This is a genomic window from Pandoraea eparura (assembly GCF_902459725.1).
GTDB lineage: Bacteria > Pseudomonadota > Gammaproteobacteria > Burkholderiales > Burkholderiaceae > Pandoraea > Pandoraea eparura.
In genome coordinates this window covers 535,594-561,284 of record NZ_CABPSH010000003.1, presented here as the reverse complement: position 1 = coordinate 561,284, position 25,691 = coordinate 535,594, and the positions used below count along the sequence as shown (strand labels likewise).

Sequence of the window (25,691 nt, the reverse complement as noted above, 5' to 3'; positions counted from 1 at the left end):
TCACACGCCCGGCCGGAACAATCCGTTGAGCGTGGCGCCGCTGGCGGCACCGTCGAATCCGTCGAAGCGGCCCTCGGCCAGCGCCTGCGCGGCGCGCATGAAGCCGCCCCATGCGGCGCGGGCCAGTGCACCGCCCACACTCACGCGCCGCACGCCAAGGTCGGCGAGATCCTGCAACGTCAATGGCGATGTGGCCCCGATCAGCACGTTGACCGGTTTGGGCGCCACGGCCGAGACAACGGCACGAATCTGCTCGGCTGACTGAATGCCCGGCGCGTAGAGGCAGTCGGCACCCGCCTCGGCATAGGCCTGGAGGCGCGCGATGGCATCGTCGAGGTCGGGTACGCCCGCGAAGAAGTTCTCGGCGCGCCCGATGAGGAGCGTGTCGCCGCCGGTCTCGTCGATCGCGCGGCGCGCGGCCTTCATGCGCGCGACGGCTTCGTCGAGCGGGAACAGCGGGGTGTTGACGTCGCCCGTCGCGTCTTCGATCGACAAGCCGGCCACGCCCGTCGCCACGGCTAGTTTGACGCTGCGCGCGACGTCGTCGGGCGTGTTGCCGAAGCCGCTCTCGAAGTCGGCATTGACGGGCAGATCGGTGGCCTCGACGAGTGTGCGCAAGTGCGCCAGTACGGTGTCGCGCGTGACCCCATTGTCGGGTTGCCCCGTCGACCAGGCGAAGCCCGAACTGGTCGAGGCGATCGCCTTGAAGCCCGCGTGTTCGAGATACCGCGCGCTGCCCGCGTCCCACGGATTCGGGATCACAAAGCAACCGGCATGGTGGAGTTCGCGAAAGGCGGCGCGTTTTTCGGCGGTGCTACGTGACATGGTTTGTCTCCTGAAGGGGGCGCAGTTCCGCTCACGCTGCGCACGCAAGCCCGATCATCGCGGTTTTACGCCGGCCTCGCAAGGCAGCCCCGAGGGGGTGTAAGGCGCAATATCGACCGTCAGATGTTTTTCATCCGACGCGCCTGTGCGCCGCGTGTAATCTCGTGTAAGACGTTTTTCGGGGGAACTTCAGGAATAAGCGCGGTTCCATTCGCGTTATGCAATTATCCTCTTCTGCATATTCAGGATCTCCGACGTGAATTCTCAGCCCCCCTGCGTGGCGTCCGCGTCAGCCCCCCCGAGCGGCGCGGCCTTGCATGAAGACGCCAAGTACACCCGTGTGGCGATGGTGTTGCACTGGGCGGTTGCCTCGCTGATGCTCGGCAACATCGCCATCGGCCAGACGATCGCCTTGCTGTCCGACGCCACGCTCGAAAAAATCGACGTGCGCTTCTGGATCGATCTGCACAAGTCCATCGGCATCACCGTGCTGGGACTGGCGATCCTGCGCGTGCTGTGGCGCGCGACGCACCGTCCGCCCCCGCTCTCGCAAGTCTTCGCTTCATGGGAGCGCACGGCGGCGCATGTGGCGCATTGGCTGCTTTATGTGCTGATCGTTGCGCTGCCGCTCACGGGCTGGGCGCACGACTCGGCGTGGGTTGCCGCCTCGACCCATCCGCTGACGCTGTTCGGACTCGTGCCGTTTCCGCGCATGGGCTTCCTGATGGCGTTGAACGACGCGAGCAAGGACTACTGGCACACCCTGCTCGGCAACGTCCATACCTACTGTGCATACGGCTTGTACGTGCTGCTGGCGTTGCACATTGGCGGTGCGCTCAAGCATCAGTGGATCGACCGTCACCCGGTGCTGCGCCGGATGCTGCCGTGAGTGACGACGCGACCGGCAACGCGCAGCGGCTAGAGGTCGCACGCGCGCTCCACTCGCCGCGCTTCACGCGTTCGCCGACGCCGTTGGCCAGTTGGCTCGTGCATACGGGGGTGGCGGCGCTGTGGTGTCTGCTGTTCGCGCAGGCCTTCGTCCTCAAGGGAGTTTTCGCGTGGGGGACCGGGGTCGCCTATGTCGCGTATGACACAGTGCTGCTGGCGTTCGTGTTCTCGCAAGCGTGGCGTCTGATGCGCCCCGATCCCGACGAGACTTCCACGGGTGTCGGCCACGACACCGCCCCCGTTCGACTGACGCTCGGCGTGGTGGTCGCGGCGCACAACGAGGCAGCGGCATTGCCGGTCACGTTGCGTGCGCTGATGGCCGGGCGGCGAGTGCCGGATGTCATCGTCATTGCCGACGACGGCTCGCGCGACGGCACGTTCGCGTTGCTCACGGGCGAGTATGGGCTCACCGACCCCGGCGAGGGTGGCCTGAGTGCGCCGAGTTCGCGCTATCCGAATCTTCAGTGGCTGCGCGTGCCGCACGGGGGCAAGGCGCGCGCGCTCAATGCGGCGCTGGTGGGTATCCATACGGATATTGTGATGACGGTCGATGCCGACACGTTGCTCGATGCCCGGGCGTGCGCTGCGATGCATGAGGCGTTTGCGCGACGTCCCCAACTGGTGGCAGCGACCGGTGTGCTTACGCCGGTGTGCGGGCAGACGGCGGGCGCGCGCGTGTTGCAGCTTTTCCAGACGTACGAATACATCCGCAACTTCATTTCGCGGTTTGCCTGGATGCGTGCCGACGGCCTGCTGCTGATTTCGGGTGCGTTCGCGTGTTTCCGTCGCGAGGCGGTGCTGGCCGTCGGCGGATTCGATCCGGCGTGCCTGGTCGAGGACTACGAACTGATCCATCGTCTGCGCCGGTATTCGACCACCCACGCGTTGGGATGGGAAGTGCGTGTCGTTGGCGGTGCGCAGGCGATCACCGATGCGCCGGGCACGCTCAGGAGCTTCCTGCGTCAGCGTCGCCGGTGGTTTGCGGGGTTTCTCCAGACGCAATACTGGTATCGGGATATGGTCGGCAATGGTCATTACGGCAATCTGGGCCGCTGGATGTTGCCGGTGAAGGCCTTCGATACGCTCCAGCCGATCTACGGGCTCACGGCGTTTGCACTGCTTGTGGCCTTCGTGTGCGAGGGGCACGTCGGCGTGCTGCTGCCGGTCTCGGGCATCATTCTCGGCAAGATCGGCATCGATCTCGCCTTCCATCTCTGGTCGGTGCACGCGTACCGGCGCTGGACCGGCCACGCCACCGGCGCGAGCTTCGGATGGGCGCTTGTCGCGGCAGTACTGGAGCCGTTCTCGTTCCAACTGATGCGGCACACGGGGGCGGCGCTGGGTTGGGGACACTTTTTGACCGGACGTCAGCGTTGGGGCGTTCAGGTGCGACGCGGTATCCTGTCGGGCGAACGCGGGACGGAGGTGTCCCGCGACCCCTGATATTCCGGCAGTGTTCTCTTCTGATGATCCGATCTTCGATGTGGTTGGCAATGGGATGCGCGCTCGGCGGCGTGTTGAGCGTTGCCGGGTGCAGCGTCCCCGAGCGCAGGCCGTCCGGCCCCGACTACGCGGCGCTGGGCGGCGCGGCCGAGGTACGCGGCGACTGGGACGGCGCGCGCCGGGCCTTTGGGCAGGCCGTGCTTGTGGCGGATCAGTCGGGGTGGCCGGCCTCGCATCGTGCGGCCATGCACTTTGACTATGGCCGGGCACTGGGCGTGACCTGCTACTACACCGAAGCCGAACGTGAGCTGAGCCTCGCCTACGATCTCGACATCCTGACGGGGCACTACCGGTATCCTGCGTTGATCGAGTTGGCGAGACTGTCGCTGGTTCAGCGGCAGTACGTCTCCGCGGTGAAATACTTCGGCCGGGCGCTGGGGGCGCTCGATCGGATGGAGGCGGCGCGCAAGGTGCCGTTTGCCTATGCGGAGGTGCTCGATGACTACGCGCTGGCCCTGGGGGGCGCGGGCGACGGCGAAGCAGCCACACATATCATCGATCGCGCCGCGAAGGTGCGCGCCGGCCTGGGCGAGGCCGTGCGTACGCAGGCCACATCGCGCACCCCGTACGGCAAGCACTGCGGGCAACTGGCGGCGGGGGCACGATGAACCCGATGCGTGTTTCCCTGGAAAGCGCGGGCGACTTCGACGAGATCATCGACGTTCGCACACCGCTCGAATTTGCCGACGACCACATTCCCGGGGCGATCAACGCGCCGGTGCTCAGCAACGAAGAGCGGGTGATCGTCGGGACGATGTACCAGCAGGTGTCGCCATTCGACGCTTCGCGTGTGGGCGCCGCCATGGTTGCGCGCAACATCGCTGCGCATCTCGACACGACGTTCGCCGACCGGCCGCGCAACTGGCGTCCGCTCATCTATTGCTGGCGGGGCGGGAAGCGCTCCGAGTCGATGACGCTCATGATGAACATGATCGGCTGGCGGGCGCGCCAGCTCGAGGGCGGGTACAAGACGTACCGGCGCGACGTGGTGGCATCGCTCGGTACGCTGCCCTCGACGCTCGATTACGTTGTGCTGGCCGGGCACACGGGCAGCGGCAAGACCCGGCTGTTGCATGCGCTGGCCGACGCGGGCGCCCAGACGCTCGATCTCGAGGCGCTGGCGAAGCATCGCGGGTCGCTGCTGGGGGCGATGCCGGGCGTGCCGCAGCCATCGCAGAAATCGTTCGATACCTCGTTGATCGGTGCGTTGCGCGGGCTCGATCCGACGCGACCTGTGTTCGTCGAAGCGGAGAGCCGCCGGATCGGACTGATCACGCTGCCCGAGTCGTTGATGTCGTCGCTGCGCGGGGCGACGACCTGTGTCGAGGTGCGTGTCGCGCTGCACGCGCGGGTCGACCTGTTGATGCAGGATTATGGGCACTTGCTGGCGCAGCCGGACGACTTTCGAGCGCAGCTTCTCCGGCTGGTGCCGCTGCATGGGCGCGCGGTCATCGATCAATGGCTGACGTTGCTCGACGAGGGACGGCAACGCGAACTCTCGGAAGCGCTCATTACCCGGCACTACGATCCGGCGTACTCGCGAAGCTCGCGCAAGATGCTGCAGGGCACGCCCAACACCATCCCGTTCCCGTTTCATCCGACGGCGCAAGACCTGGGCTCGCAGGCCCAGGCGTTACTTACGCAATGTGGCGTGGGTTGAGCTCGCCGTTCACGCCTTGCGTGACGTCGCTTATTCAACTTCGCCGCTGTCGGTGTCGCTGATCTGCGCGTCTCGCTCATGCGACATCGCTGCTGCGGCGAGGGCTGTCGCGGTGGCTGGGGCCGCGTCCTTGCGCTCGCTATATCGGTCCGTGAGGTAATCGGTGCGATCCCTGACAAGCAGGGTGAACTTGTACAGTTCTTCCATCACGTCGACGACCCGATCATAGTAAGACGACGGCTTCATGCGGCCCGTGGTGTCGAACTCCTGATAAGCCTTGGCGACCGAGGACTGGTTGGGGATCGTCACCATGCGCATCCATCGGCCAAGCACCCGCAGCGCGTTCACCGCGTTGAAGGACTGGGAGCCGCCGCAGACCTGCATCACGGCGAGCGTGCGCCCCTGCGTTGGCCGAAGGCTCCCGATCTCCAGCGGCAGCCAGTCGATTTGGTTCTTGAAGACGGCAGTCAGCGTGCCATGGCGCTCTGGACTGCACCAGACCTGTCCTTCCGACCACGCCGAGAGTTTGCGAAGCTCGACGACCTTCGGGTGATCGGCCGGCACGCTATCGGCCAAGGGCAATCCCTTGGGATCGAAGATGCGCGTTTCCGCCCCGAATTGCTGAAGCAGCCGCTCAGCCTCCTGCACCAGCAACCGGCTATACGACGTCTCGCGCAGCGAGCCGTAGAGCAACAGGATGCGGGGAGGATGCGTGCTGAGGCTTTTGGGCTCGAGTTTGCGAAGATCCGGCATATCGAGCACTGCACGACTGACGTTGGGAAGATCGACCCTCATTTCACCCGCCGTCCGCTGGCGTCGACAATGAGCTCGCCATCCTCTTTCGCGAACGCCCCCTGTTGCGGCGAGGGCAGGATATCGAGCACGACTTCAGACGGGCGGCACAGTCGTGCGCCCAGCGGCGTGACGACGAACGGTCGGTTGATCAGGATCGGATGCGCGAGCATTGCGTCGAGGAGCTGGTCTTCGGTGAGGGCAGGATCGGCGAGGCCCAGTTCGGCATAGGGCGTGCCACTCTGCCGAAGCGCGTCGCGCACGGTGAGTCCCGCATCGCGAATCAGCGTTTGCAGCGTCTGTCGTGTCGGGGGCGAACTCAGGTACTCGATGACCGTGGGTTCGATGCCCGCGTTGCGGATCAGGGCCAGCGTATTGCGTGACGTGCCGCACGCCGGGTTGTGATAGATGGTGACGGGCATGACAGTTCCTTATGGCGATTCATACCAGCGTTGCGAGCGGTTGACGACCGCGACCACGAGCAGCATCACGGGCACCTCGATCAGCACGCCGACCACTGTGGCGAGCGCTGCACCCGACTGAAAGCCGAAGAGACTGATGGCGGTGGCGACGGCCAGCTCGAAGAAGTTGCTGGCGCCGATCAATGCCGACGGACCGGCAACGCAGTGCGCTACCCCGAGCTTGCGGTTGAGCAGGTAGGCCAGACCCGAGTTGAGCAGTACCTGGATGAGGATCGGAACAGCGAGCAGCAGAATGATCAGCGGTTGCTCGACAATGGCATTGCCCTGGAAGCCGAAGAGAAGCACGAGCGTGGCGAGCAGTGCGGTGATGGAATACGGCCCCAATGCGCCGACAACGCGCTGATACGTGGCTTTTCCCTGGGCCAGCAAGGCTTTGCGGATGGCTTGCGCAATCGCGACCGGAACGACGATGTAAAGCCCGACCGAGGTAATGAGCGTATCCCAGGGAACGGAAATCGATGACAAACCGAGCAGCAGGCCGACGACGGGGGCGAAGGCCACGACCATAATGGCGTCGTTGAGGGCCACTTGCGAGAGCGTGAAGTACGGGTCGCCCTTGCAGAGCTGCGACCAGACGAAGACCATGGCGGTGCAGGGCGCGGCGGCCAGCAGGATGAGGCCGGCAACGTAGCTGTCGAGTTGGTTTGCCGGCAGCCACGCGGCGAACACGTGGCGCACGAAGATCCATCCCAGCAGCGCCATCGAGAATGGCTTGACGAGCCAGTTCACGAACAGCGTGACGCCGATGCCTCGCCAATGGCCCGCGACCTGTCCCATCGCGCTGAAGTCGATCTTGATGAGCATCGGGATGATCATGACCCAGATGAGCAGACCCACGGGCAGGTTGACCTGTGCGACTTCCATGGCACCGATGGTGTGGAAGAGTCCGGGCATCCATTGACCGAGCAAGACGCCCGCGACGATGCATAGCACCACCCAGGCGGTCAGATATCGCTCGAAGAAGCTGATGGCCGAGGCTGGAAGCGCGGGCGTGGCTTTATCTGCGGCAGTCATTGGTTGGACTCCGCGACAACGTTGCACGACGAAACGGACGTGCAGGAGACACCGCCGCAGCAGTTCTCGGTGAGGTAGCCGAGTAGCGCGTTCATGGTTTCAAAACGCGCCATGTAGATGATCGAGCGACCTTCCTGCCGGCTGGCGAGCAGTTCGGCCCGATGCAGCTCCTTGAGGTGGAATGACAGCGACGAGGCGGGCATGTCGATGAGTTCGGCGATGCGCCCGGCGGGCAGGCCTTCGGGCCCGGCCTGCATGAGCAGGCGGAACACCATCAGGCGGACCGAATGGGCGAGCGCGGCAAGCGCTTCGAGCGCGTTATTGGTTTCCATTTTTCGAATATAGTGGAAATATGGAAATTTTGCAAATTCGTTTGGCAATCCGGTGTCGACCGACGGAGCCGCACACGCCCGGAACCCCTCAATCTCCGAACTCGTCGATCATGCGTTGCTTCGTGAAGTCGACGAAGGCCTTCGCGAGTTGCGAGGGCGGGTGCTGCGTCGACGTGACGAGTGAGAAGCCCGACAGGATCGCCGGCTCGAACGGTTTGACGATAACTCGCCCCGCCGCGTAACGGGCCGTCACCTGATCGATGATCGCCACGCCCGCGCCGTGCTGTACAAGCACGCAAATCGCTGCGGACAGTTGCGACTCCGCACTCATGACCCGATCGATCCGTCGCTCGGCAAACGTGTGATCGATATACATCCGTCCATCGAACTCCTTCGGGTACGACACGAACGACTCGCCGCGCAGATCTTCAGGATGGATCACGTCGCGATTCGCGAGTCGATGTCCGTTCGGCAGGATGCAACGCATGGGCGCGCGGTGCAGCGTTTCGATGTTTACGCCCGCATGCGTGATCGGGTGGGCGATGAACCCGACATCGCAACGCCGCCCAACCACCATGTCGATCACGGTGCTCGACGCGTGAATCAGCAACGTCGTGCTGATGCCCGGATGCTCGCGCATGAACCCCGTCAGCGTGGTGGGCAGGAACTCCAGCGCGAGCGCGGGTGCCCCCGCAATGTGCAGCGAACCGCGCCGCAGCGACTTGATCTGCTCGGCCGTCTGCGCAATGCGGTCGATGCCCGCAAACGAGCGCTCAACTTCCTCGAACAGCACCATCGCTTCGGGCGTCGGGTTCAGTCGGCCGTTGCTCCGGTCGAATAAGGAAAACCCTATGTCCGCCTCGAGATCGTTGATCAGTCGTGTGACCGCCGGTTGCGAAACGTGGAGCATGTCCGCCGCCCGAGTGACCGTCTGGCGCAGGATCAGCGCACGAAATGCCTCCAACTGCCGGATCTTCATGGGAACCTCATCTCCCTCGCGCCATAACATTTCCGTATGGGCGGGCGAAAAAATGTGATTTGACGGTGCTTGCGTCGAAAATGAACCTACGCAAACCACGCAGCAGGTTGTGGGTTCTTTGAAATTGCCGGGCCATAACATCACATAACCCTACTTCACGCAAGGAGCTTATCGATGAAGACTGTCGTTCCCCAAACGCTTCGCAAGCTTGCCCGCACCGCGGCCATGTCGGTCGGTGTTGCCGCAACGGCACTCGGCGCCACCGCTGCCCACGCCGACACGACGCTATACGTCGGCGCTTACGGCGGCTCGTTTGAACAGATGCTCAAGAAGGACGTCATTCCCGGTTTCGAGCAGGCGAACCCCGGCACCAAGGTAGTGATCGTGCCCGGCGATTCGACGACCAACCTTGCGAAGCTGCAGGCGCAAAAAGGCAAGGCCGGCATGGACGTCGTCTTCCTCGACGACGGCCCGATGTACCAGGCGCTCCAGATGGGTTTTTGCGGCAAGCTCGCCGACGCGCCCGTGTATCACGATCTGTACGACATTGCGAAGTTCAAGGGCGGCAACGCCGTGGCGGCCGGACTGATCGCCACAGGCATCGCCTACAACACGCGAGTGTTCCAGGCGAAGGGTTGGCCTGCGCCGACGTCGTGGCAGGACCTATCGGATCCGAAGTACAAGGGCAGGCTCGTGATGCCGAGCATCAAGAACACGTATGGCCTGCACGGATTGCTGGTCGAATCGAAGATCCACGGCGGCAGCGACAGCAACATCGAACCGGGCTTCCGCGCGATGGAGAAGATCGCACCGAACGTGCTGTCGTTCGATCCGTCGCCGGGCAAGATCGCCGAGCTGTTCCAATCGGATGAGGTCGCCATCGCCGTGTGGGGCAACGGCCGCGTTCAGGCGTTGCGCCAACAGGGCATTCCGGCCGAGTTCGTGTATCCGAAGGAAGGGGCGGTGGCGCTTGCCATGGGCATGTGCGTGGTAGACAAATCCGCCAACGAAGCGCTGGCGCAAAAGTTCGTCCAAATGATTCTCTCGCCGCAAGCCCAGGCCATTCTTGCTGAAAGTGCAGGTGTTGCGCCGTCGAACAAGAAGACGCAACTCTCGATGGCGGTGGCTGCGCGTGTGCCGTCGCCTGCGCAGATCGACAAGCTCATTCGTGTCGACTGGGATGTCGTCAATGCGAAGCGCGCTGAATGGACGCAGCGCTGGAACCGTCAGATCGAGCGTTAAGTCGTACGGAGACCCTAAGCGTCATGAGCACCCCATATTTGCGTCTCGAGCAACTCGGCAAGCGCTTCGGTGAGACCGTCGCGGTCGAGGGCGTCGATCTTTCGATTGAACAGGGCGAATTCATCTCCCTGTTGGGCCCGTCCGGCTGCGGCAAGACCACCACGTTGCAGATGATCGCCGGTTTCGTCGCCCCGAGCAGTGGCCGTATTCTGCTCGAAGGCCGCGACCTGACGCCGGTGCCGCCGGAAAAGCGCGGACTCGGCATCGTGTTCCAGAGCTACGCGCTGTTTCCCCACATGACTGTGGCGCAGAACGTCGCGTTCGGTCTGGACATGCGCCGCGTGGACCCCGGGCAGAAGCAGCGCCGCGTGCAGGATGCGTTGGAGCTGGTGCATCTCGGCCAGCACGCGCAACGCTATCCGCGCGAACTCTCCGGCGGCCAGCGCCAGCGCGTGGCGCTGGCCCGGGCGCTGGTGATCGCACCGCCCGTGCTACTGCTCGACGAACCGCTCTCGAATCTCGATGCCAAACTGCGCGAGCAGATGCAGGACGAGTTGCGCGCGATTCAACGCAAGGTCGGCACGACCACCGTCATGGTCACGCACGATCAGGCCGAGGCGCTCGCGATCAGCGATCGCGTGGTGTTGCTCAACGCTGGGCGTGTCGTGCGCATCGATCCGCCGCACGATGTCTACGAAGACCCGCGCGCCACGTTCGCCGCGCATTTCATCGGGCAGACCAATCTCATCTCCGGTCAGCTCGATGTGCGCGGCGGCGTGGCGGTGCTCGACGCGCAAGGGCACCGGCTCGCCGTGTCGCCCGCGCACGCCGGGCCGATGGCGGGCGGCACGGCAGGTAACGGTCCGGCGACCTTCAGTCTTCGCCCGGAGCGCATTCGCCTGACGTCCGCGACGGCGGGCCGGCTCGCGGGCCGGATAGGCCAGCGCAGCTTCCACGGTAACCATTGGGTGCTTACCGTGTCGACGGCGCTCGGCGAGCTGCGTGTGCTCGTGTCCAACGACGGTGCGGTTGCCGCCAACGACGGCGAGGCGGTGGGGCTCGATTGGGCCGACGACGCCTTGCGACTCGTGCAGGAGGGCGCATGAATGCCGCGACGTCTACACCTCCGGGGGCACCGGCCATGCCGGACATGAACGCAAGCACGGCGATCTCGCCCGAGATCGCGAGTCAGCGCCGTGCCGCCTGGACGCTGGTCATGCCGGCGACGCTGTACTTTCTCGTGCTGCTCGCGGTGCCGCTCGCCCTGACGTTCGTGTTGAGCCTGCATGGCTTCGACCCGAACCTGGGCGGCGTGCTGCCGACGATCTCGCTGCAGCACTATGCCGACATTCTCACGGATAGCTATTTCTACGAGATATTTCTGCGCACGTTGCTGCTCTCGGTCGGCGTGACGGTGCTGTGCGTGTTGGTCGGTGTGCCCGAAGCGTACTTCCTGTTCCGCATGCGCGATCCGTGGCGTTCGCTCTGCCTGGTGCTCGTGCTGGGGCCGCTGCTGATCTCGGTCGTCGTGCGAACGCTGGGCTGGTCGATTCTGTTGGGGCGCGAGGGGCTGGTCAACGTGGTGCTCATGAAGCTGGGGTTGATCGGTCATCCGCTGCAAATGCTCTTCACGATTGGCGCGGTCACGGTGGCGCTGGTGCATGTGCTCGTGCCGCTCATGGTGCTGTCGGTGTGGACGTCGCTCACCCGGCTCGATCCGGCGGTCGCCCACGCGGCGCGCTCGCTCGGCGCGGGACGCGCGACGGTGATGTGGCGGGTGGTGTTGCCGCAGATCACACCGGGCATTCTGTCCGGCAGCCTGATCGTCTTCGCATTGACGGCGAGTGCATTCGCCACGCCGGCGTTGATCGGTGGCCGTCGCCTGAAAGTCGTGGCAACCACGGCGTATGACGAGTTCCTTGGCACGCTGAACTGGCCGCTGGGCGCTGCCATCGCCATCGTGCTGCTGATCGTGAACGTGGCCATCATCACCGGTTACAACCGCGCCCTCGAGCGGCGCTTCACCCGCCGTCTGGGCTGAGGGAGGCAGGCATATGAATCAACAAGACTCCCGGTACGATCGCAATGGCGTGGGGGCGATCGCGTTTCACGTCGTGTTCCTCACCTTTATTCTGGCGCCGCTGGTGGTGGTGTGCCTGGTCGCCTTCACACCGGACAACTTCCTGTCCATCCCGACGCATCGCTTTTCGCTGCGCTGGTTCTCGTCGCTCATGGACGACGAAGACTTTCTGGCGGCGCTGCGCACGAGTCTGTGGCTGGGCGTGACGTCGGCCAGCGTGTCGACCGCGTTGGCGGTGCCGGCGGCGATGGGGCTGGCACGTTACCGGTTTCCGGGACGCGATGCGATCAATTCGTTCCTGCTCTCGCCGCTGATGATCCCGCCGGTGGTGCTGGGCATTGCGTTCCTGCGGCTGTTCACGTTGCTCGACATGGGCGGCTCGTTCGTGAGCCTCGTCGCTTGCCATGCACTGCTGATCTTCCCCTACGCGCTGCGCCTGATCATGTCGGCGCTCGTGGGGCAGGCAGACGAAGCCGAACGGGCGGCGCGCTCGCTCGGTGCGGGACGCTGGACGACGTTTCGACGCATCACGCTGCCGGCGATCCTGCCGGGCCTGGCGGGCGGCTGGGTGCTCGCGTTCATCAATAGTTTCGATGAACTCACGGCCACGATCTTCGTGACGGCGCCGACCACGATCACGCTGCCGGTGCGCATCTACATGAACATGAGCGAGACGGTCGACCCGAGCGTGGCGGCCATCTCCACGCTGCTCATCGCGCTGACGCTGGTGGTGATGCTGGTGCTCGATCGCATCTACGGACTCAACAAGGTTCTGGTGGGGAATCACTAAAACATGCAAAAGACATACGATATCGCCGTCATCGGCGGCGGCCTCGTCGGCATGGCGATCGCCTACGGGCTAGCCAAGCGCGGGCAACGCGTCGTCGTGTGCGATGGCGAAGACAATTCGCTGCGTGCCGCACGCGGCAACTTCGGGCTGGTATGGGTGCAAGGCAAGGGTGGCACCTGCACGGACTATGCGCGCTGGTCGCTGCACTCCGCCAACCTGTGGCAGCGCCTGGCCGACGAGCTGTTCGCACGCACGGGCGTCTCCATGGGCTTTCAGCGACCCGGCGGCTTCAACATCGCCCAGACGCCCGAGGAGTTGGCCATCAAGGTCGAGAGCATGCGCAAGCTGCAGGAAGCCGAGCCTGCCCTCACCTACGAAGTGCTCGATCACCAGGCGCTTGCCGAGCGGCTGCCGGCCATCGGCCCCGACGTGGTGGGCGGCATCTATTCCCCGAACGACGGTCATGTCAGTCCGTTATATACGCTGCGCGCGCTGTTCGCCGCGTTCGAGCAGGCGGGCGGCGAGTATGGACCGAACCTGCGCGTGACCGATATTCGTCAGACGGGCAGCGCGTTTCGCGTGAGCATGGGCGATGTATCGCTCGAAGCCGGCCGTGTCGTGCTTGCCGCCGGTCTGGGCAATCGCGATCTCGCGCCGATGGTGGGGCTGCGCGCGCCGGTCAAGCCGTTGCGCGGCCAGATCCTCGTGACCGAGCGCGTCAAGCCGTTTCTCGACTATCCGACGATCTATGTGCGTCAGACCGTCGAGGGCTCGGTCATGCTCGGCGACTCGGCCGAAGACGTGGGCTTCAATGACGGCGTGACGCCCGACGTGATTGCCGACATCGCCCGGCGCGGCATTGCGCCGTTCCCACTGCTCAAGAACGTGCGCGTGGTGCGCGCGTGGGGCGCGCTGCGGGTGATGACGGACGACGGTCTGCCGATTTACGAGGCCTCCGAGGCCTGCCCGGGCGCGTTTCTCGCGACCTGTCACAGCGGTGTGACGCTCGCCGCTGCGCATTGTGAAACCCTCGCGCCGTGGATTCTCGGCGCGCCGCGTCCCGCGCTTCTGGATCAATTCTATGCCAAACGTTTCGCTGCTTAAGTCGCTGGCGCGCAAGGATGGCGCGACGGTGCAAGTGTTTATCGAGGGTACGCCGGTCAACGTGCCGGCCGACATGAACGTTGCCGCCGCATTGCTCTTCGCGGGCGTGACGGTGTGCCGGACCACACCCGTCACCGGTAGCGACCGCGCGCCGTTCTGCATGATGGGGGTGTGCTTCGAATGCCTGGTCGAGATCGACGGCGTGCCGAACCGGCAGGGATGCATGACACCGGTGCGCGAAGGCATGCAGGTGCGTCGAATGAACGGTGCAAGGAGTGTGGCATGAGCGCAAAAGTCGTGGATTTGTTGGTTGTCGGTGCGGGCCCCGCGGGGTTGGCGGCTGCGCTCGAAGCGAAGCGTCATGGGCTCGAGCCGCTGGTCGTCGACGAGAACGGCCTGCCCGGCGGGCAGATATATCGCAGCGTGAGCCGCTCGCCGCTGGCCGACCCGGGCGTGCTCGGGCCGGATTATCTGCGCGGACGTGCGCTCGTTGACGCATTTACGTCGGCCGGCATCGCCTATTGGCCGCAGACGCTCGCGTGGCAGATCGGCGCGGACAAGCGCGTGTCGGTCACGCGCCAGGGCGCGGGCGGCGGAACGCTGCAAATTCAAGCGGGCGCCATTGTGCTGGCCGGCGGCGCGCAGGAGCGGCCGTTCCCGATTCCCGGCTGGACGCTGCCCGGTGTGATGGGCGTGGGCGCCGCGCAAACACTGCTCAAGGCGTCCGCGCTGGTCCCCGATTCGCCCGCGGTGCTCGCCGGCTGCGGCCCATTGCTCTACCTGTTTGCCTGGCAGCTCATCAATGCTGGCGTGCCGGTACGCGCGATTCTCGACACCGCCGAGGCAAGCGGGCGTCGTGACGCCTTGCGTCACGCGGGTGGGGCGTTGCGCGCGCCGTCATATCTGATGAAGGGTTTCAAGCTGCTGCGCGCCATTCGCGCGGCGGGCGTGCAGCACGTCAAACATGTCGAGGCGCTGCGCGTGCTCGGTACCGAGCACGCCGAGGGCATCGAGTATGTCGTGGGCGGGCGCACCGCTCGCATCGACACGTCGCTGGTGCTGCTGCATCAGGGCGTGATTCCGAACACGCAGGTCACGCGCTCGATCGGTTGTGAGCATGTGTGGGACGACGCGCAGTTGTGCTGGCATCCCAAGACGGATGCCTGGGGAGAGACGAGCCTGCCGGGCATCTTCGTGGCAGGGGACGGCGCGGGCATTGCCGGTGCGCTTGCGGCTGAGCCGTCGGGACGGCTCGCGGCCGTGCAGGCCGCAGTGAAGCTCGGCAAGCTCGACGCTGCAAAGCGCGACTCTCGCGCGCTGTCGCTGCGCCGTGAGCTGTCGGCACACACGTCGATCCGTCCGTTCCTTGATGCGCTGTACCGGCCGGCCGAGGCGTTCCGGGTGCCGGCCGACGACAGCACGATCGTGTGCCGTTGCGAAGAAGTGACGGCGGGCGACGTGCGGCGCATGGCGGGCCTGGGCTGTGTCGGCCCGAATCAGACGAAGAGTTTTTCGCGTTGCGGCATGGGGCCGTGTCAAGGCCGCTTCTGCGGCTTGACTGTGGCCGAACTGCTGGCGCAGGCGCAGGGCTGCGCAGTGCCGGAGGTCGGGTACTATCGCATCCGTCCGCCTATCAAGCCGGTGACGTTGGGCGAGTTGGCCACCGCGGTAGGCACTCCCGACTTCCTGAGCGAGCGTGCAGGATTTCCCAAGTAAGTGAGGGGGCTCGCGCCCTCCACTCGCGTCCTTTTTAAATCTTTTGGAGATGTGGTTAATGAGCGATATTCAACGCCATCACACGAACGCACGGATGAGCCGTGTCGTGGTGCATAACGGGACGGTCTACATCGGCGGCCAGACGGCGGACGATCGCAGTCAGGACATCACCGGGCAGACGCAGCAAGTGCTCGCAAAGATCGATGGCTATCTGAAGGACGCCGGTATCGACAAGTCGCGACTGCTCTCGGCGCAAGTCTGGGTGAAGGACATCGAGGCCGACTTCGCCGGCATGAATGCCGTGTGGGATGCGTGGACGAGCCCGGGCAACACGCCGACGCGCGCCACGGTGGAGGCACGTCTGGCGGCCCCCGATCTGCTTGTCGAGATTGCCGTGATCGCGGCGGCCAAGTAATCGTCAATATCCGTAAGGAATGCGAACAGAAAGCTCGCGCGTGTTGAGCTGAACCCCAAGCGTTGGACATGGATCCGACCCTTGGGGTTTTGACTCAGCAGTGTTCGATGCAGGGCGGCCCGGCGGCGAAGCCGAAGAAACCGCTGGGTGAGGGCATCATGCCAACCCCGTCTACATCCCAAATTCGCGTAGCCCTTCGAGGTCGAGGATCGTCAGCACGCCATAGTCGACCTTGACGAGCCTGGCCTGCTCCAACACCTTGAGCGCGAGGTTGACGCGCTGGCGCGAAACGCCGGCGAGATAACTCAGCTCTTCCTGTGAAATCTGCACGGTGGTGTCGTCGGACGGATACAGCGTCGGGTTGAACATCGACGACAGGGAGCGGGCAACGCGAGCGTCGGTATCGAGTAATCGTTCGTGCTCGACCGCCGCGATGAACTGGCCGAGACGCTCATTGAGCTGTAGCGTGAGAAAGCGGTTGAACGGAATGCTCGTGTCGAGCAACCAGTCGAACGTGGCAATCGGCATGTGGGCAAGAACGGAATCGCGCAGTGCCATCACGTCGTATTTGCGGTTCTCGCGCTTGAGCACCGACCCTTCCCCGAACCATGCGCCCGCAGGCACGCCCGTGAACGTGACGGACTTCCCACTGGCCGATGCCGTCGCGATCTTTACCAACCCATCGATGACGCCAAACCAGGCGTGCGAGGGGTCGCCCTTGCGGCATACATAGCCACCGTTCTCGACCGGCCGTACCTGAATCTCGGCCACGACACGTTCGCGTTGCGCTGGCGTCAGTCCTTGCGCCCATACGCTGCGTTGCAACAGGGTTTCGAGCGACATATAGGGACTTTCCCTTGATTGTCATCCGGGTGACAAATCCGTCGTGATCCATGAGGTATCTTCGCCTTGCCTGACCACGGCGAGACAAGCCTTCACGGCGATTCGTGCACGACGCCGAAGCCCAAGTATAGAAGCTGCCTGTTGTCAGGGATAGTCATCGTTGCTCCGTAGTGCGGACGATCGCAAAGCAGTGCGAATGACGCAGCGCCACTTAAAAAAAGTCGCTAAGAGACGTTGCCAGCTGTAGAGAGCGTGCCACACGCACGCGCGCCGACCGAGCCACGCCACGCCTCCTCGACATGCGTCGAATCGTGGCGAGACACAGGAGACAGGCATGCAGGAGCGGACCACTTTCCCGCGTTTGTTGTTGGCCCATGCGGCCACGCGCGGCACCCGCACGGCATATCGGGAAAAAGATCTGGGGATCTGGCAATGCTGGACCTGGCAGTCGGCCGCGCACGAAGTCCGGATGCTGGCGTGCGCGCTGGCTGCCGCTGGCTTCAAGCGAGGCGACAACCTCGCCATTATCGGCAATAACCGCGTGCGCCTTTACTGGGCAATGACAGCGGCGCAAGCGCTGGGTGGCGTCGCCGTGCCGCTCTATCAGGACGCCGTGGCTGCGGAGATGGCGCATGTGCTCGACGACGCCGAGATCGATTTCGCCATCGTCGAAGATCAGGAGCAGGTCGACAAGCTGTTGGCGCTGCGCGCCGAGGTGCCGCGGCTGTCGCACATCATTTACGAGGATTCGCGCGGCCTGCGAGGCTACGACGCCGCAGGGCTGCAGTCGTACGCGTCGGCCATCGAGCAGGGGCGTGCATTCGACGCCGGCCACCCGCGCTACTTTGATGACGCCGTGGCCCGTGGCGAACCCGAAGATACGGCGACCATCCTCTATACCTCTGGCACTACCGGCAAGCCCAAGGGCGTTTGCCATTCGCATGCGGGGTTGATCGGCGCTGCCTTTCACGGTAGTGCGTTCGATCGACTCGGCCCCGGCGACGAAGTGCTGTCGTACCTGCCGATGGCCTGGGTGGGCGACCATCTGTTTTCCTATGCGCAGGCACTGGTGGCGGGGTTCACGGTCAATTGCCCCGAGTCGCCCGACACCATCGCCACGGACATGCGCGAGATCGGCCCGACGTACTACTTTGCGCCGCCTCGCGTCTACGAGAACGTGCTCACGCAAGTGATGATCCGCATGGAGGATGCGAATCGCCTCAAGCGCAGGATGTTTTCACACTTCATGGACGTGGCAAACCGGTGCGGCGCGGCGGTGCTCGACGGCCGTCCGGTGTCGTGGCTCGATCGGTTGCAGTACGCGCTCGGGAATTTTTTCGTGTACGGTCCTTTGCGCAATACGCTCGGCATGAGCCGGATTCGCACGGCATACACCGCCGGCGAGGCGATTGGCCCGGATCTGTTCCGGTTCTATCGCGCGATCGGTATCAATTTGAAGCAGTTCTACGGGCAGACGGAGACGTGCGCGTACGTCTGCCTGCAACCGGATCGCGAGGTCCGATTCGACAGCGTGGGGCCGGTCGCGCCCGGGATGGAAATCAAGATCGCCGACAACGGGGAGGTGCTGGTGCGCGGCGTGGGGTTGCTCAAGGCGTACTACAAGCGGCCCGATGCCACGCGCGAAGCCATCGACGAGGCGGGCTATTTCCGCACGGGCGACGCCGGCATCATCGATGCCGACGGTCATCTTCGCATCATCGATCGCGCCAAGGATGTCGGCAAACTGGCCTGTGGGTCGTTGTTCGCGCCGAAGTACATCGAGAACAAGCTCAAGTTCTTCTCGTACATCAAGGAAGCGGTGGCGTTTGGCGACGGTCGCGACGGGGTGTGCGCCTTCATCAACATCGATATGGATGCGGTGGGCAATTGGGCGGAACGGCAGAACCTCGCGTACGCGGGGTATGTCGACCTGGCCAGCCATCCGCGTGTCGCCGAGCTGATCCTGGGTTGCGTGGAGCTCGTGAACGCGGATCTCGCCAAGGAGTCCGCCTTTGCGGCCGCGCAGGTTCGGCGCTTCGTCATCCTGCACAAGGAGCTGGATCCGGATGACGACGAACTGACGCGCACGCGCAAGGTGCGCCGCGGTTTCATCGCGCAGAAGTACGAGGTGCTGGTCGACGCGTTCTATTCAGGCAAGACGACGCAATTCATCGAAACGCGTGTGAAGTTCGAGGACGGACGCGAAGGCAGTGTGAGCGCCACGCTCACGATACATCCGGCGCGCGTGATCGGTGCGCGCGCACCGGCTGACGACCCTGCGCCTGCGACATTGCGCTGCGCCGCCTGAGCGTCGCATCGACCAGCGCATCGGCCCCTACATTGGCACTCTGCCAGGCATTTTGCGGGAGAAGGCATGCACGACAACCGGAAGTTCGGCGACGTCCTGCTCGATTTGCAGCACATCAGCCTGTCGTTCGGCGGCGTGAAGGCGTTGACGGATATCTCGTTCGACGTTCGCGAGCACGAGATCCGCGCGATCATCGGCCCCAATGGCGCGGGCAAGAGTTCCATGCTCAACGTGATCAATGGCGTCTACCACCCGCAGCAGGGCGCGATTGTCTTTCGTGGGCAGTTGCGCCAGCGTATGCATCCGACGTCCGCAGCGCGTCAGGGTGTGGCGCGCACGTTCCAGAACATCGCGCTATTCAAGGGCATGACGGTGCTCGACAACATCATGACGGGCCGTAACACCCGGATGCGCTCGGGCCTGCTGGCCAGTGCGCTCTGGTGGGGGCGGGCGCGGCAAGAGGAAATGGCGAATCGCGCCAAGGTCGAGGAGATCATCGACTTTCTCGAAATTCAGCATATTCGGAAGACGCCGGTCGGACGGCTGCCTTACGGCTTGCAAAAGCGTGTCGAGCTGGCGCGCGCGCTTGCCGCCGAACCGGAGCTTCTGTTGCTCGATGAGCCGATGGCCGGTATGAATTTCGAAGAGAAGCGCGACATGTGTCGCTTCATCCTGGACGTCAACGATGCGTTCGGTACGACGATTGTGTTGATCGAACACGACATGGGCGTTGTGATGGATATCTCCGATCGGGTCGTGGTGCTCGATTACGGCAAGAAGATCGGTGACGGGACGCCCGCCGAAGTCAGGGCGGACCCCGAGGTGATACGTGCCTATCTGGGGGCGGCACACGGGATGCCCGCCGCCGCGTGATGCTCAGACGTTAGGTAACAGACGATCGATCGCCGGCAACGCATTGGCGACTGGGAGACATCGATGCAGTTTTTTATGGAAATCCTGATCGGCGGGCTGCTCTCCGGGGTGATGTATTCCCTTGTCGCGCTCGGCTTCGTGCTGATCTTCAAGGCATCCGGCGTGTTCAACTTTGCCCAGGGTGCGATGGTGTATTTCGCGGCGCTGTCGGTGGTTGGCCTGATGGAGCGCGGCTTGCCGCTGTGGCTGGCTGCCATTGGCGCATTCGGCGTCATGGTGTTGTTGAGCTTGGCGACCGAGCGCTTCGTGCTGCGAAAGCTGGTGAACCAGTCGCCTATCACGTTGTTCATGGCGACGATCGGGTTGTCGTTCTTCCTCGAAGGCCTCGCCCCCCTGCTGTGGGGCAATGAGGTGCGAGCGCTGTCGCTGGGCATTGTCGACGAACCCATCGCATCGATCATGGACTCGACCGGCGTGCTCGTGAGCCGCTTCGATCTGGCGGCCGCCGGCATTGCCGCCGTGCTGGTCGCATTGCTGGCGTTGTTCTTCAAGGCCACGCGCATCGGCCGTGCGCTTCGTGCCGTGGCCGACGATCACCAGGCGGCGCTCTCCCTGGGTATTCCGCTGCAACGCATCTGGGTCGTGGTGTGGAGCGTCTCGGGGTTCGTTGCGCTCGTCGCCGGCATGCTCTGGGGATCGCGCAACGGCGTGCAGTTCGCGCTGACGATGACCGCGCTCAAGGCGCTACCGGTGCTGATCCTGGGGGGCTTCACCTCGATTCCAGGGGCGATTGTCGGGGGATTGATCATCGGCGCGGCGGAAAAGCTCGCGGAGATCTATGTACCGCAACTGCTGGAAAGTCAGTTCAGTGGAAATTTCGGGGGCATCGAGGGGTGGTTCCCTTATGTCTTTGCGTTGCTGTTCCTGCTGGTTCGCCCGGAAGGGCTGTTCGGCGAGCGGCATATCGATCGGGTCTGAGCCGACGCTCGTCACCTCGAAACAAGCCTACAAGCCGAACGTACAAGCATTTACCGCAGAGGCCATCCATGTTCTATCGCGAAGCCGGGCAGTTCAAGACCACTTACGAAGCCGATAGTCAGATATTTCCAATCCGCCAGGATCGGCTCGCCGTTGGCGCCATGCTCGCTGTCGCATTCGGCGTGCTGCCGTGGGTAGCCTCCGAATACTGGCTTACGGCGATTCTCGTGCCGTTTCTCGTGTTCTCGCTCGCGGCGCTGGGCCTCAACATCCTGACGGGCTATGCGGGGCAGTTGTCTCTGGGAACGGCGGCGTTCATGGCGGTGGGTGCCTATGCGTCTTATAACTTCCAGTTGCGCATCGAAGGCATGCCAATTCTCGCCTCGTTTGCACTGGGCGGCGTTTGCGCCGCGCTCGTGGGCGTGGCGTTCGGCCTGCCGTCGTTGCGCATCAAGGGCTTCTACCTGGCGGTCGCCACGCTGGCAGCGCAGTTCTTTGTGCTTTGGGTGCTGACGAAGTTTCCATGGCTCTCGAACCACAGTTCGTCCGGGGTGATCACCGCACAGAAGATCTCGATGCTCGGTGTCGACGTTGACACGCCGGTACGCAAATACCTGTTCGTGCTCGGCGTCGTCACGGTGATGGCGCTCGTGGCGAAGAACCTGGTGCGATCGCACATCGGTCGCGCGTGGATGGCGGTACGCGACATGGACGTCGCTGCCGAGGTGATCGGTATTCCGCTGATGCGCGTCAAATTGCTCGCCTTCGCTGTCAGCTCCTTCTATTGCGGCGTGGCTGGCGCGCTGTATGCCTACTGTTACCTCGGTTCCGTCGAGCCGGACGGCTTTTCACTCGATCTGTCCTTTCGCATCCTGTTCATGATCATTATCGGCGGCGTCGGTAGCGTTCTGGGGAGCTTTCTGGGCGCTGCATTCATCCTGCTGTTGCCGATTCTGCTCGATAGCGCGCTGCCGGCGATGGCCACGCTTATGCATTTGCCGTTCACCAATGCGACCGTTTCGCACATTCAGTTGATGGTGTTTGGCGGGCTCATCATCTTCTTCCTGATTGTCGAGCCGCATGGGCTGGCGCGGCTTTGGCAAATCGCCAAGGAGAAGTTGCGCATCTGGCCCTTCCCGCATTGAGGTTAGACACGGTGGCGCACGGTGCGTCGTGCGGTGCCGCAGCAGCGTTTGCCATGAAAAAAACCACAGACGGAGACACAGCATGAACACGAAACAATTGACGGCATCGTTAGGCATGGCGCTCGTGCTTGGCATGGGGGTCACCGGCGCGTCGTTTGCGCAATCAAACGATCAGTTCATCGCACTTGCCGACTACCGGGTCGGCCCGTACGGGGCGAACGGACAGTCCTTCTATGGCGGCTTTATCGACTATCTGCAATACGTGAATCTCAAGCATGGCGGTGTCAACGGCGTGAAGTTGACATGGGAGGAGTGCGAGACCGAGTACAACAACGCCAAGGGCGTGGAGTGCTACGAGCGTCTCAAGGGAAAGAACCCGGTCACCAAGGGCACGGCGTACCACGTGATGGCGACGGGCATTTCGTACGCGCTGATCGACAAGACGGCGACCGACCAGGTGCCGCTGGTGATGATGGGCTACGGTCGCACCGATGCGGTGGACGGCTCGGTATTTCCATGGGCATTCCCACTGGTCACGACCTACCAGATGCAAGCGTCGGCCATCATCAAGTTCCTGGCCGACAAGAACCGCGGCTCGCTGAACGGGAAGAAGATCGTCTATCTGTATCACGACTCGGCGTATGGCAAGGAGCCGATCGTCGCCTTGCAGGCCGAATCGAAGATCCACAAGTTCAACCTGATCGAGATTCCGGTGGCGCATCCGGGCAACGAGCAGGGCGCGCAATGGTTGCGCATCCGGCAGGAGAACCCCGACTACGTCGTGTTCTGGGGCTGGGGCGTGATGAATCAGACGGCGCTCAAGGCGGCGCAGAAGGTCGGCTATCCGCGCGACCGGATCATCGGTAGCTGGTGGGCCGGCTCCGAGGAAGACACGATTCCGGCGGGCCCGGCCGCCAAGGGGTATATGAGCGCCACCTGGAACGTGGCGGGCAAGCAGGTGCCGCTGATCGCCGACATCGAGAAGGTGGTCTATGGCGCGGGCAAGGGCAATCTGCAAGATGCGTCGAAGATCGGCTCCGTGCTTTACAACCGTGGGGTGTCCGCGGCGGTGGCCACCGTCGAGGCGCTCAACACCGCCCAGAACAAGTTCGGCAAGGGCAAGGTCATGACGCCGGTGCAGGTGCGTTGGGGGCTCGAGAACCTGAATATCGACGCCGCTCGCCTGAAGGCCTTGGGCGCCACCGGGCTGCTGCCCGACATCAAGACGAGCTGCGAGGATCACGAGGGCTCGGGCAAGGTGCGCATCCAGCAATGGGATGGCACCAAGTGGGTGATGGTGTCCGACTGGATCGAGGGCAACCGGCGCCTGATTCACCCGCTGTTCGAAGCGTCGGCCAAGCAATATGCCAAGGAAAAGGGAATGACACCCGCCTGCTACAAGATGTGATCGACGCCGTCGTCCGCACGGCGCAGCCCAGTGCGGACGACGCACGACGACCCAAGGCCGCATCGATCCTGGAGTCATGCATGGAAGCGAGTTTGCGCGTCAACAATATTGAAGTCATCTACGACCACGTCATTCTGGTGCTCAAGGGCGTGTCGCTGACAGTGCCCGAGGGCAAGATCGTGGCGTTGCTCGGGGCCAATGGGGCCGGCAAGAGTACGACGCTCAAGGCGATTTCGAACCTGCTGCAGGCCGAGCGCGGTGAAGTGACGAAGGGCACGATCGACTATCGCGGAGAGCGCGTCGAGAAGCTGACCCCGAACGGCCTCGTCAAGCGCGGCGTGATCCAGGTGATGGAGGGGCGTCATTGCTTTGCGCACCTGACCATCGAAGAGAACCTGCTGACCGGAGGCTATGTGCGTCAGGCGTCGCGTAGTGCGCAACAGCACGCGCTGGAGCGCATCTACGCGTATTTCCCGCGGCTGAAGACGCGACGCAAGTCACAAGCGGGATACACCTCGGGGGGAGAGCAGCAGATGTGCGCGATCGGCCGCGCAATGATGGCACAGCCGTCGATGGTGCTGCTCGATGAACCGTCGATGGGGCTTGCACCGCAAATCGTCGAGGAGATCTTTGCGATCGTGCGCGATTTGAATCAGCGCGAAAACGTCAGTTTTCTGCTGGCGGAGCAGAACACGATGGTGGCGCTGCGTTATGCGGACTACGGCTACATCCTGGAAAACGGGCGTGTGGTGATGGATGGCGACGCGGCATCCCTGCGCGATAACGAGGACGTCAAGGAGTTCTACCTTGGGATCGCCAAGGACGGAGACAACAGCGCGGGGAGCTTTCGCAACGTCAAGAGCTATCGACGGCGCAAGCGCTGGATAGCCTGAGGGCTCTAGGCTCTTCTGGGCTTTGCGCGATTGTGCGCTTGTTCGTGTGGACGACTGTGCCTCGATCATTAATCTTCAAACGTATTTCCGTCACTATGAACGATTACTTCGACACGCTGGAAACCCGTGCGCCGGAGGTTCGCGAAACGGCGCTGTTGGCGGCGCTGCCGACGCAGGTCGGGCACGCCCGGGCGCATGCGGCATATTTCGCGCAGGCGCTCGGCGCGGTGGACGCACGCGAGATCGGTTCGCGCGCCGCCCTGGCCGGGCTGCCGGTGACGCGTAAATCGGACCTGACGGCGTTCCAGGTGCGCCATCCGCCGTTGGGGGGCTTGAATGCCACGCCTGTCGGTGGCCTGGCGCACGTGTATCAATCGCCCGGGCCGATCTATGAGCCGGACGGGCGCGGCAGCGACTGGTGGCGGTTTGCCCGCGCGATGTTTGCGGCGGGACTGCGCGCCGGCGATCTGGTCTACAACACGTATTCATATCACTTCACGCCGGCCGGGATGATGATCGAGACCGGGGCGGCACGGTTGGGCTGCTGCGTGTTTCCCGCGGGCGTTGGGCAAACTGAATTGCAGCTCGAGGCGATTCGTCATTTGCGACCGGTCGCCTACGCGGGCACGCCGTCGTTCCTGAAGATTCTGATGGAGAAAGGCGAATCGATCGGCGCGGATCTCGGCAGCATTCGACGTGCAACGGTGTCCGGTGAGGCATTGCCGCCGTCGTTGCGCGAGTGGTTCCGTGTGCGTGGTGTGACAGCGCGGCAGTCATATGGCACGGCGGACTTGGGATTGATTGCGTTCGAGAGCGACGCGCAGGCGGGGTTGATCGTTGACGAAAACGTCCTCGTCGAGCTGGTGGAGCCGGGGGGTACGACGCCGGTGCCCGAGGGCGAGATTGGCGAAGTGGTGGTCACCAATTTCAATCCGGACTATCCGCTGATTCGGTTTGCGACGGGGGATTTGTCGGCCGTGGAGGCGGGGATCAGCCCTTGCGGGCGTACCAATATGCGGCTCAAAGGCTGGCTCGGGCGCGCCGACCAGACGGTGAAGGTGCGTGGCATGTTCGTGCATCCGGGGCAGATTGGCGAGATTGCCAAGCGCTATCCGGAGTTGGTGCGCCTGAAGCTACGGGTAGAGGGGCGTGTCGGGGAGGATCGGATGCGCCTGATTTGCGAGACGACCACCGCGCCGCCGGAAGGCTTGGCCGCGCGCGTACAGCAAACGTTGCGCGACGTGACCCGGCTGCGCGGGGACGTTGACTTCGTCACCCCCGGAACACTGCCGGCGGATGGGAAGTGGGTCGAGGATGCGAGGGCTTACGACTGAGTGTCTTGCGGCGGCAACGTCGTTCGC

26 protein-coding genes are annotated in these 25,691 nt (G+C 63.8%); 19 read left to right on the top strand and 7 right to left on the bottom strand.

Features of this window, described 5'->3' with window-relative positions:
- Entirely contained in the window at positions 1–825 is an 825-nt protein-coding gene (locus tag PEP31012_RS10525) for an isocitrate lyase/PEP mutase family protein (protein ID WP_150589277.1), read from the bottom strand.
- 346 nt (positions 826–1,171) lie between these two features.
- Between PEP31012_RS10525 and PEP31012_RS10520 the strand changes: the two genes are divergently transcribed.
- From PEP31012_RS10520 to mnmH, 4 genes are read left to right on the top strand one after another with little or no spacing between them, the layout of a single operon-like run.
- Positions 1,172–1,714 (top strand): cytochrome b, encoded by a 543-nt coding sequence (locus PEP31012_RS10520; RefSeq protein ID WP_246171241.1) that lies wholly within the window; start codon positions 1,172–1,174, stop codon positions 1,712–1,714.
- Positions 1,711–3,216, top strand: coding sequence for a glycosyltransferase family 2 protein (locus PEP31012_RS10515; protein ID WP_150589276.1), 1,506 nt, complete (start codon positions 1,711–1,713; stop codon positions 3,214–3,216). Before PEP31012_RS10520 ends, PEP31012_RS10515 begins: the two co-directional genes overlap by 4 nt.
- A 23-nt stretch (positions 3,217–3,239) precedes the next feature.
- Positions 3,240–3,884, top strand: a complete 645-nt coding sequence (locus tag PEP31012_RS10510) for a tetratricopeptide repeat protein (protein WP_150589275.1) — start codon at positions 3,240–3,242, stop codon at positions 3,882–3,884.
- Positions 3,881–4,936 carry a tRNA 2-selenouridine(34) synthase MnmH gene (gene mnmH / locus PEP31012_RS10505; protein WP_150589274.1) on the top strand — a complete coding sequence of 352 codons (1,056 nt, stop codon included), beginning with the start codon at positions 3,881–3,883 and terminating at the stop codon, positions 4,934–4,936. The genes PEP31012_RS10510 and mnmH overlap by 4 nt, the downstream gene beginning before the upstream one ends.
- A 30-nt stretch (positions 4,937–4,966) precedes the next feature.
- On the opposite strand, the gene arsH is transcribed toward mnmH, so the two are convergent.
- From arsH to PEP31012_RS10480, 5 genes are all read right to left on the bottom strand, one after another.
- On the bottom strand, positions 4,967–5,731 hold the full coding sequence (gene arsH, locus PEP31012_RS10500; RefSeq protein ID WP_150589273.1) for an arsenical resistance protein ArsH: 765 nt from the start codon (positions 5,729–5,731) through the stop codon (positions 4,967–4,969).
- On the bottom strand, positions 5,728–6,150 hold the full coding sequence (arsC, locus tag PEP31012_RS10495) for an arsenate reductase (glutaredoxin) (RefSeq protein WP_150589272.1): 423 nt from the start codon (positions 6,148–6,150) through the stop codon (positions 5,728–5,730). Before arsC ends, arsH begins: the two co-directional genes overlap by 4 nt.
- 9 nt (positions 6,151–6,159) lie before the next feature.
- Positions 6,160–7,224 (bottom strand): ACR3 family arsenite efflux transporter, encoded by a 1,065-nt coding sequence (gene arsB / locus PEP31012_RS10490; RefSeq protein ID WP_150589271.1) that lies wholly within the window; start codon positions 7,222–7,224, stop codon positions 6,160–6,162.
- Positions 7,221–7,556 (bottom strand): ArsR/SmtB family transcription factor, encoded by a 336-nt coding sequence (locus PEP31012_RS10485; protein WP_150589270.1) that lies wholly within the window; start codon positions 7,554–7,556, stop codon positions 7,221–7,223. The genes arsB and PEP31012_RS10485 overlap by 4 nt, the downstream gene beginning before the upstream one ends.
- A gap of 88 nt (positions 7,557–7,644) precedes the next feature.
- Positions 7,645–8,535 (bottom strand): LysR substrate-binding domain-containing protein, encoded by an 891-nt coding sequence (locus PEP31012_RS10480; protein ID WP_150589269.1) that lies wholly within the window; start codon positions 8,533–8,535, stop codon positions 7,645–7,647.
- A 174-nt stretch (positions 8,536–8,709) separates the two neighbouring features.
- On the opposite strand from PEP31012_RS10480, the gene PEP31012_RS10475 reads away from it, so the two are divergent.
- The 8 genes from PEP31012_RS10475 to PEP31012_RS10440 are packed head-to-tail and all read left to right on the top strand — an operon-like array spanning position 8,710 to position 15,882.
- Complete coding sequence (locus PEP31012_RS10475) at positions 8,710–9,777, top strand: ABC transporter substrate-binding protein (RefSeq protein ID WP_150589268.1); 1,068 nt, start codon at positions 8,710–8,712, stop codon at positions 9,775–9,777.
- A gap of 23 nt (positions 9,778–9,800) precedes the next feature.
- Positions 9,801–10,883, top strand: coding sequence for an ABC transporter ATP-binding protein (locus tag PEP31012_RS10470; RefSeq protein ID WP_150589267.1), 1,083 nt, complete (start codon positions 9,801–9,803; stop codon positions 10,881–10,883).
- Complete coding sequence (locus PEP31012_RS10465; protein WP_246171227.1) at positions 10,880–11,818, top strand: ABC transporter permease; 939 nt, start codon at positions 10,880–10,882, stop codon at positions 11,816–11,818. Before PEP31012_RS10470 ends, PEP31012_RS10465 begins: the two co-directional genes overlap by 4 nt.
- Before the next feature lie 13 nt (positions 11,819–11,831).
- Positions 11,832–12,647, top strand: a complete 816-nt coding sequence (locus PEP31012_RS10460) for an ABC transporter permease (protein ID WP_150589266.1) — start codon at positions 11,832–11,834, stop codon at positions 12,645–12,647.
- A gap of 3 nt (positions 12,648–12,650) precedes the next feature.
- The gene (locus PEP31012_RS10455; RefSeq protein WP_150589265.1) at positions 12,651–13,751 is read left to right on the top strand and encodes an NAD(P)/FAD-dependent oxidoreductase; all 1,101 of its coding nucleotides are present in this window, start codon (positions 12,651–12,653) and stop codon (positions 13,749–13,751) included.
- Positions 13,729–14,037, top strand: a complete 309-nt coding sequence (locus PEP31012_RS10450) for a (2Fe-2S)-binding protein (RefSeq protein ID WP_150589264.1) — start codon at positions 13,729–13,731, stop codon at positions 14,035–14,037. Before PEP31012_RS10455 ends, PEP31012_RS10450 begins: the two co-directional genes overlap by 23 nt.
- Positions 14,034–15,467: an FAD/NAD(P)-dependent oxidoreductase gene (locus PEP31012_RS10445; protein ID WP_150589263.1), complete on the top strand. Its 1,434-nt coding sequence runs from the start codon at positions 14,034–14,036 to the stop codon at positions 15,465–15,467. Before PEP31012_RS10450 ends, PEP31012_RS10445 begins: the two co-directional genes overlap by 4 nt.
- 58 nt (positions 15,468–15,525) lie before the next feature.
- Complete coding sequence (locus tag PEP31012_RS10440) at positions 15,526–15,882, top strand: RidA family protein (RefSeq protein WP_017233420.1); 357 nt, start codon at positions 15,526–15,528, stop codon at positions 15,880–15,882.
- A gap of 171 nt (positions 15,883–16,053) precedes the next feature.
- Here PEP31012_RS10440 and panV read toward each other — a convergent pair whose 3' ends face one another.
- Positions 16,054–16,725 carry a pandorabactin biosynthesis transcriptional regulator PanV gene (gene panV / locus PEP31012_RS10435; RefSeq protein ID WP_150589262.1) on the bottom strand — a complete coding sequence of 224 codons (672 nt, stop codon included), beginning with the start codon at positions 16,723–16,725 and terminating at the stop codon, positions 16,054–16,056.
- Positions 16,726–17,059: 334 nt separating this feature from the next.
- Here panV and PEP31012_RS10430 point away from each other — a divergent pair, with 334 nt between their 5' ends.
- The 7 genes from PEP31012_RS10430 (at position 17,060) to PEP31012_RS10400 (ending at position 25,664) form a co-directional block, all read left to right on the top strand.
- A complete protein-coding gene (locus PEP31012_RS10430) occupies positions 17,060–19,033 on the top strand; it encodes an AMP-dependent synthetase/ligase (protein ID WP_150589261.1) in 1,974 nt (657 codons plus the stop codon).
- 66 nt (positions 19,034–19,099) lie between these two features.
- The gene (locus PEP31012_RS10425) at positions 19,100–19,906 is read left to right on the top strand and encodes an ABC transporter ATP-binding protein (protein WP_150589260.1); all 807 of its coding nucleotides are present in this window, start codon (positions 19,100–19,102) and stop codon (positions 19,904–19,906) included.
- 63 nt (positions 19,907–19,969) lie between these two features.
- On the top strand, positions 19,970–20,884 hold the full coding sequence (locus tag PEP31012_RS10420; protein ID WP_150589259.1) for a branched-chain amino acid ABC transporter permease: 915 nt from the start codon (positions 19,970–19,972) through the stop codon (positions 20,882–20,884).
- Positions 20,885–20,952: 68 nt separating this feature from the next.
- Positions 20,953–22,029: a branched-chain amino acid ABC transporter permease gene (locus PEP31012_RS10415; protein WP_150589258.1), complete on the top strand. Its 1,077-nt coding sequence runs from the start codon at positions 20,953–20,955 to the stop codon at positions 22,027–22,029.
- 115 nt (positions 22,030–22,144) lie between these two features.
- Positions 22,145–23,437, top strand: a complete 1,293-nt coding sequence (locus tag PEP31012_RS10410; RefSeq protein WP_246171239.1) for an ABC transporter substrate-binding protein — start codon at positions 22,145–22,147, stop codon at positions 23,435–23,437.
- Positions 23,438–23,517: 80 nt separating this feature from the next.
- Positions 23,518–24,330: an ABC transporter ATP-binding protein gene (locus tag PEP31012_RS10405; protein WP_150589256.1), complete on the top strand. Its 813-nt coding sequence runs from the start codon at positions 23,518–23,520 to the stop codon at positions 24,328–24,330.
- 95 nt (positions 24,331–24,425) lie between these two features.
- Positions 24,426–25,664, top strand: coding sequence for a phenylacetate--CoA ligase family protein (locus tag PEP31012_RS10400; RefSeq protein ID WP_150589255.1), 1,239 nt, complete (start codon positions 24,426–24,428; stop codon positions 25,662–25,664).
- Positions 25,665–25,691: the final 27 nt, after the last annotated feature.

Coding starts and splice junctions, on each gene's coding strand:
- PEP31012_RS10400 (WP_150589255.1), top strand. CDS start 24,426: ATGAACGATTACTTCGACACGCTGGAAACCCGTGCGCCGGAGGTTCGC.
- arsC (WP_150589272.1), bottom strand. CDS start 6,150: ATGCCCGTCACCATCTATCACAACCCGGCGTGCGGCACGTCACGCAAT.
- PEP31012_RS10450 (WP_150589264.1), top strand. CDS start 13,729: ATGCCAAACGTTTCGCTGCTTAAGTCGCTGGCGCGCAAGGATGGCGCG.
- PEP31012_RS10460 (WP_150589266.1), top strand. CDS start 11,832: ATGAATCAACAAGACTCCCGGTACGATCGCAATGGCGTGGGGGCGATC.
- PEP31012_RS10445 (WP_150589263.1), top strand. CDS start 14,034: ATGAGCGCAAAAGTCGTGGATTTGTTGGTTGTCGGTGCGGGCCCCGCG.
- PEP31012_RS10420 (WP_150589259.1), top strand. CDS start 19,970: ATGCAGTTTTTTATGGAAATCCTGATCGGCGGGCTGCTCTCCGGGGTG.
- PEP31012_RS10475 (WP_150589268.1), top strand. CDS start 8,710: ATGAAGACTGTCGTTCCCCAAACGCTTCGCAAGCTTGCCCGCACCGCG.
- mnmH (WP_150589274.1), top strand. CDS start 3,881: ATGAACCCGATGCGTGTTTCCCTGGAAAGCGCGGGCGACTTCGACGAG.
- PEP31012_RS10430 (WP_150589261.1), top strand. CDS start 17,060: ATGCAGGAGCGGACCACTTTCCCGCGTTTGTTGTTGGCCCATGCGGCC.
- PEP31012_RS10480 (WP_150589269.1), bottom strand. CDS start 8,535: ATGAAGATCCGGCAGTTGGAGGCATTTCGTGCGCTGATCCTGCGCCAG.
- panV (WP_150589262.1), bottom strand. CDS start 16,725: ATGTCGCTCGAAACCCTGTTGCAACGCAGCGTATGGGCGCAAGGACTG.
- PEP31012_RS10425 (WP_150589260.1), top strand. CDS start 19,100: ATGCACGACAACCGGAAGTTCGGCGACGTCCTGCTCGATTTGCAGCAC.
- PEP31012_RS10520 (WP_246171241.1), top strand. CDS start 1,172: ATGGTGTTGCACTGGGCGGTTGCCTCGCTGATGCTCGGCAACATCGCC.
- PEP31012_RS10465 (WP_246171227.1), top strand. CDS start 10,880: ATGAATGCCGCGACGTCTACACCTCCGGGGGCACCGGCCATGCCGGAC.
- PEP31012_RS10440 (WP_017233420.1), top strand. CDS start 15,526: ATGAGCGATATTCAACGCCATCACACGAACGCACGGATGAGCCGTGTC.
- PEP31012_RS10525 (WP_150589277.1), bottom strand. CDS start 825: ATGTCACGTAGCACCGCCGAAAAACGCGCCGCCTTTCGCGAACTCCAC.
- arsB (WP_150589271.1), bottom strand. CDS start 7,224: ATGACTGCCGCAGATAAAGCCACGCCCGCGCTTCCAGCCTCGGCCATC.
- PEP31012_RS10455 (WP_150589265.1), top strand. CDS start 12,651: ATGCAAAAGACATACGATATCGCCGTCATCGGCGGCGGCCTCGTCGGC.
- arsH (WP_150589273.1), bottom strand. CDS start 5,731: ATGAGGGTCGATCTTCCCAACGTCAGTCGTGCAGTGCTCGATATGCCG.
- PEP31012_RS10410 (WP_246171239.1), top strand. CDS start 22,145: ATGGCGCTCGTGCTTGGCATGGGGGTCACCGGCGCGTCGTTTGCGCAA.
- PEP31012_RS10405 (WP_150589256.1), top strand. CDS start 23,518: ATGGAAGCGAGTTTGCGCGTCAACAATATTGAAGTCATCTACGACCAC.
- PEP31012_RS10485 (WP_150589270.1), bottom strand. CDS start 7,556: ATGGAAACCAATAACGCGCTCGAAGCGCTTGCCGCGCTCGCCCATTCG.
- PEP31012_RS10415 (WP_150589258.1), top strand. CDS start 20,953: ATGTTCTATCGCGAAGCCGGGCAGTTCAAGACCACTTACGAAGCCGAT.
- PEP31012_RS10510 (WP_150589275.1), top strand. CDS start 3,240: ATGATCCGATCTTCGATGTGGTTGGCAATGGGATGCGCGCTCGGCGGC.
- PEP31012_RS10470 (WP_150589267.1), top strand. CDS start 9,801: ATGAGCACCCCATATTTGCGTCTCGAGCAACTCGGCAAGCGCTTCGGT.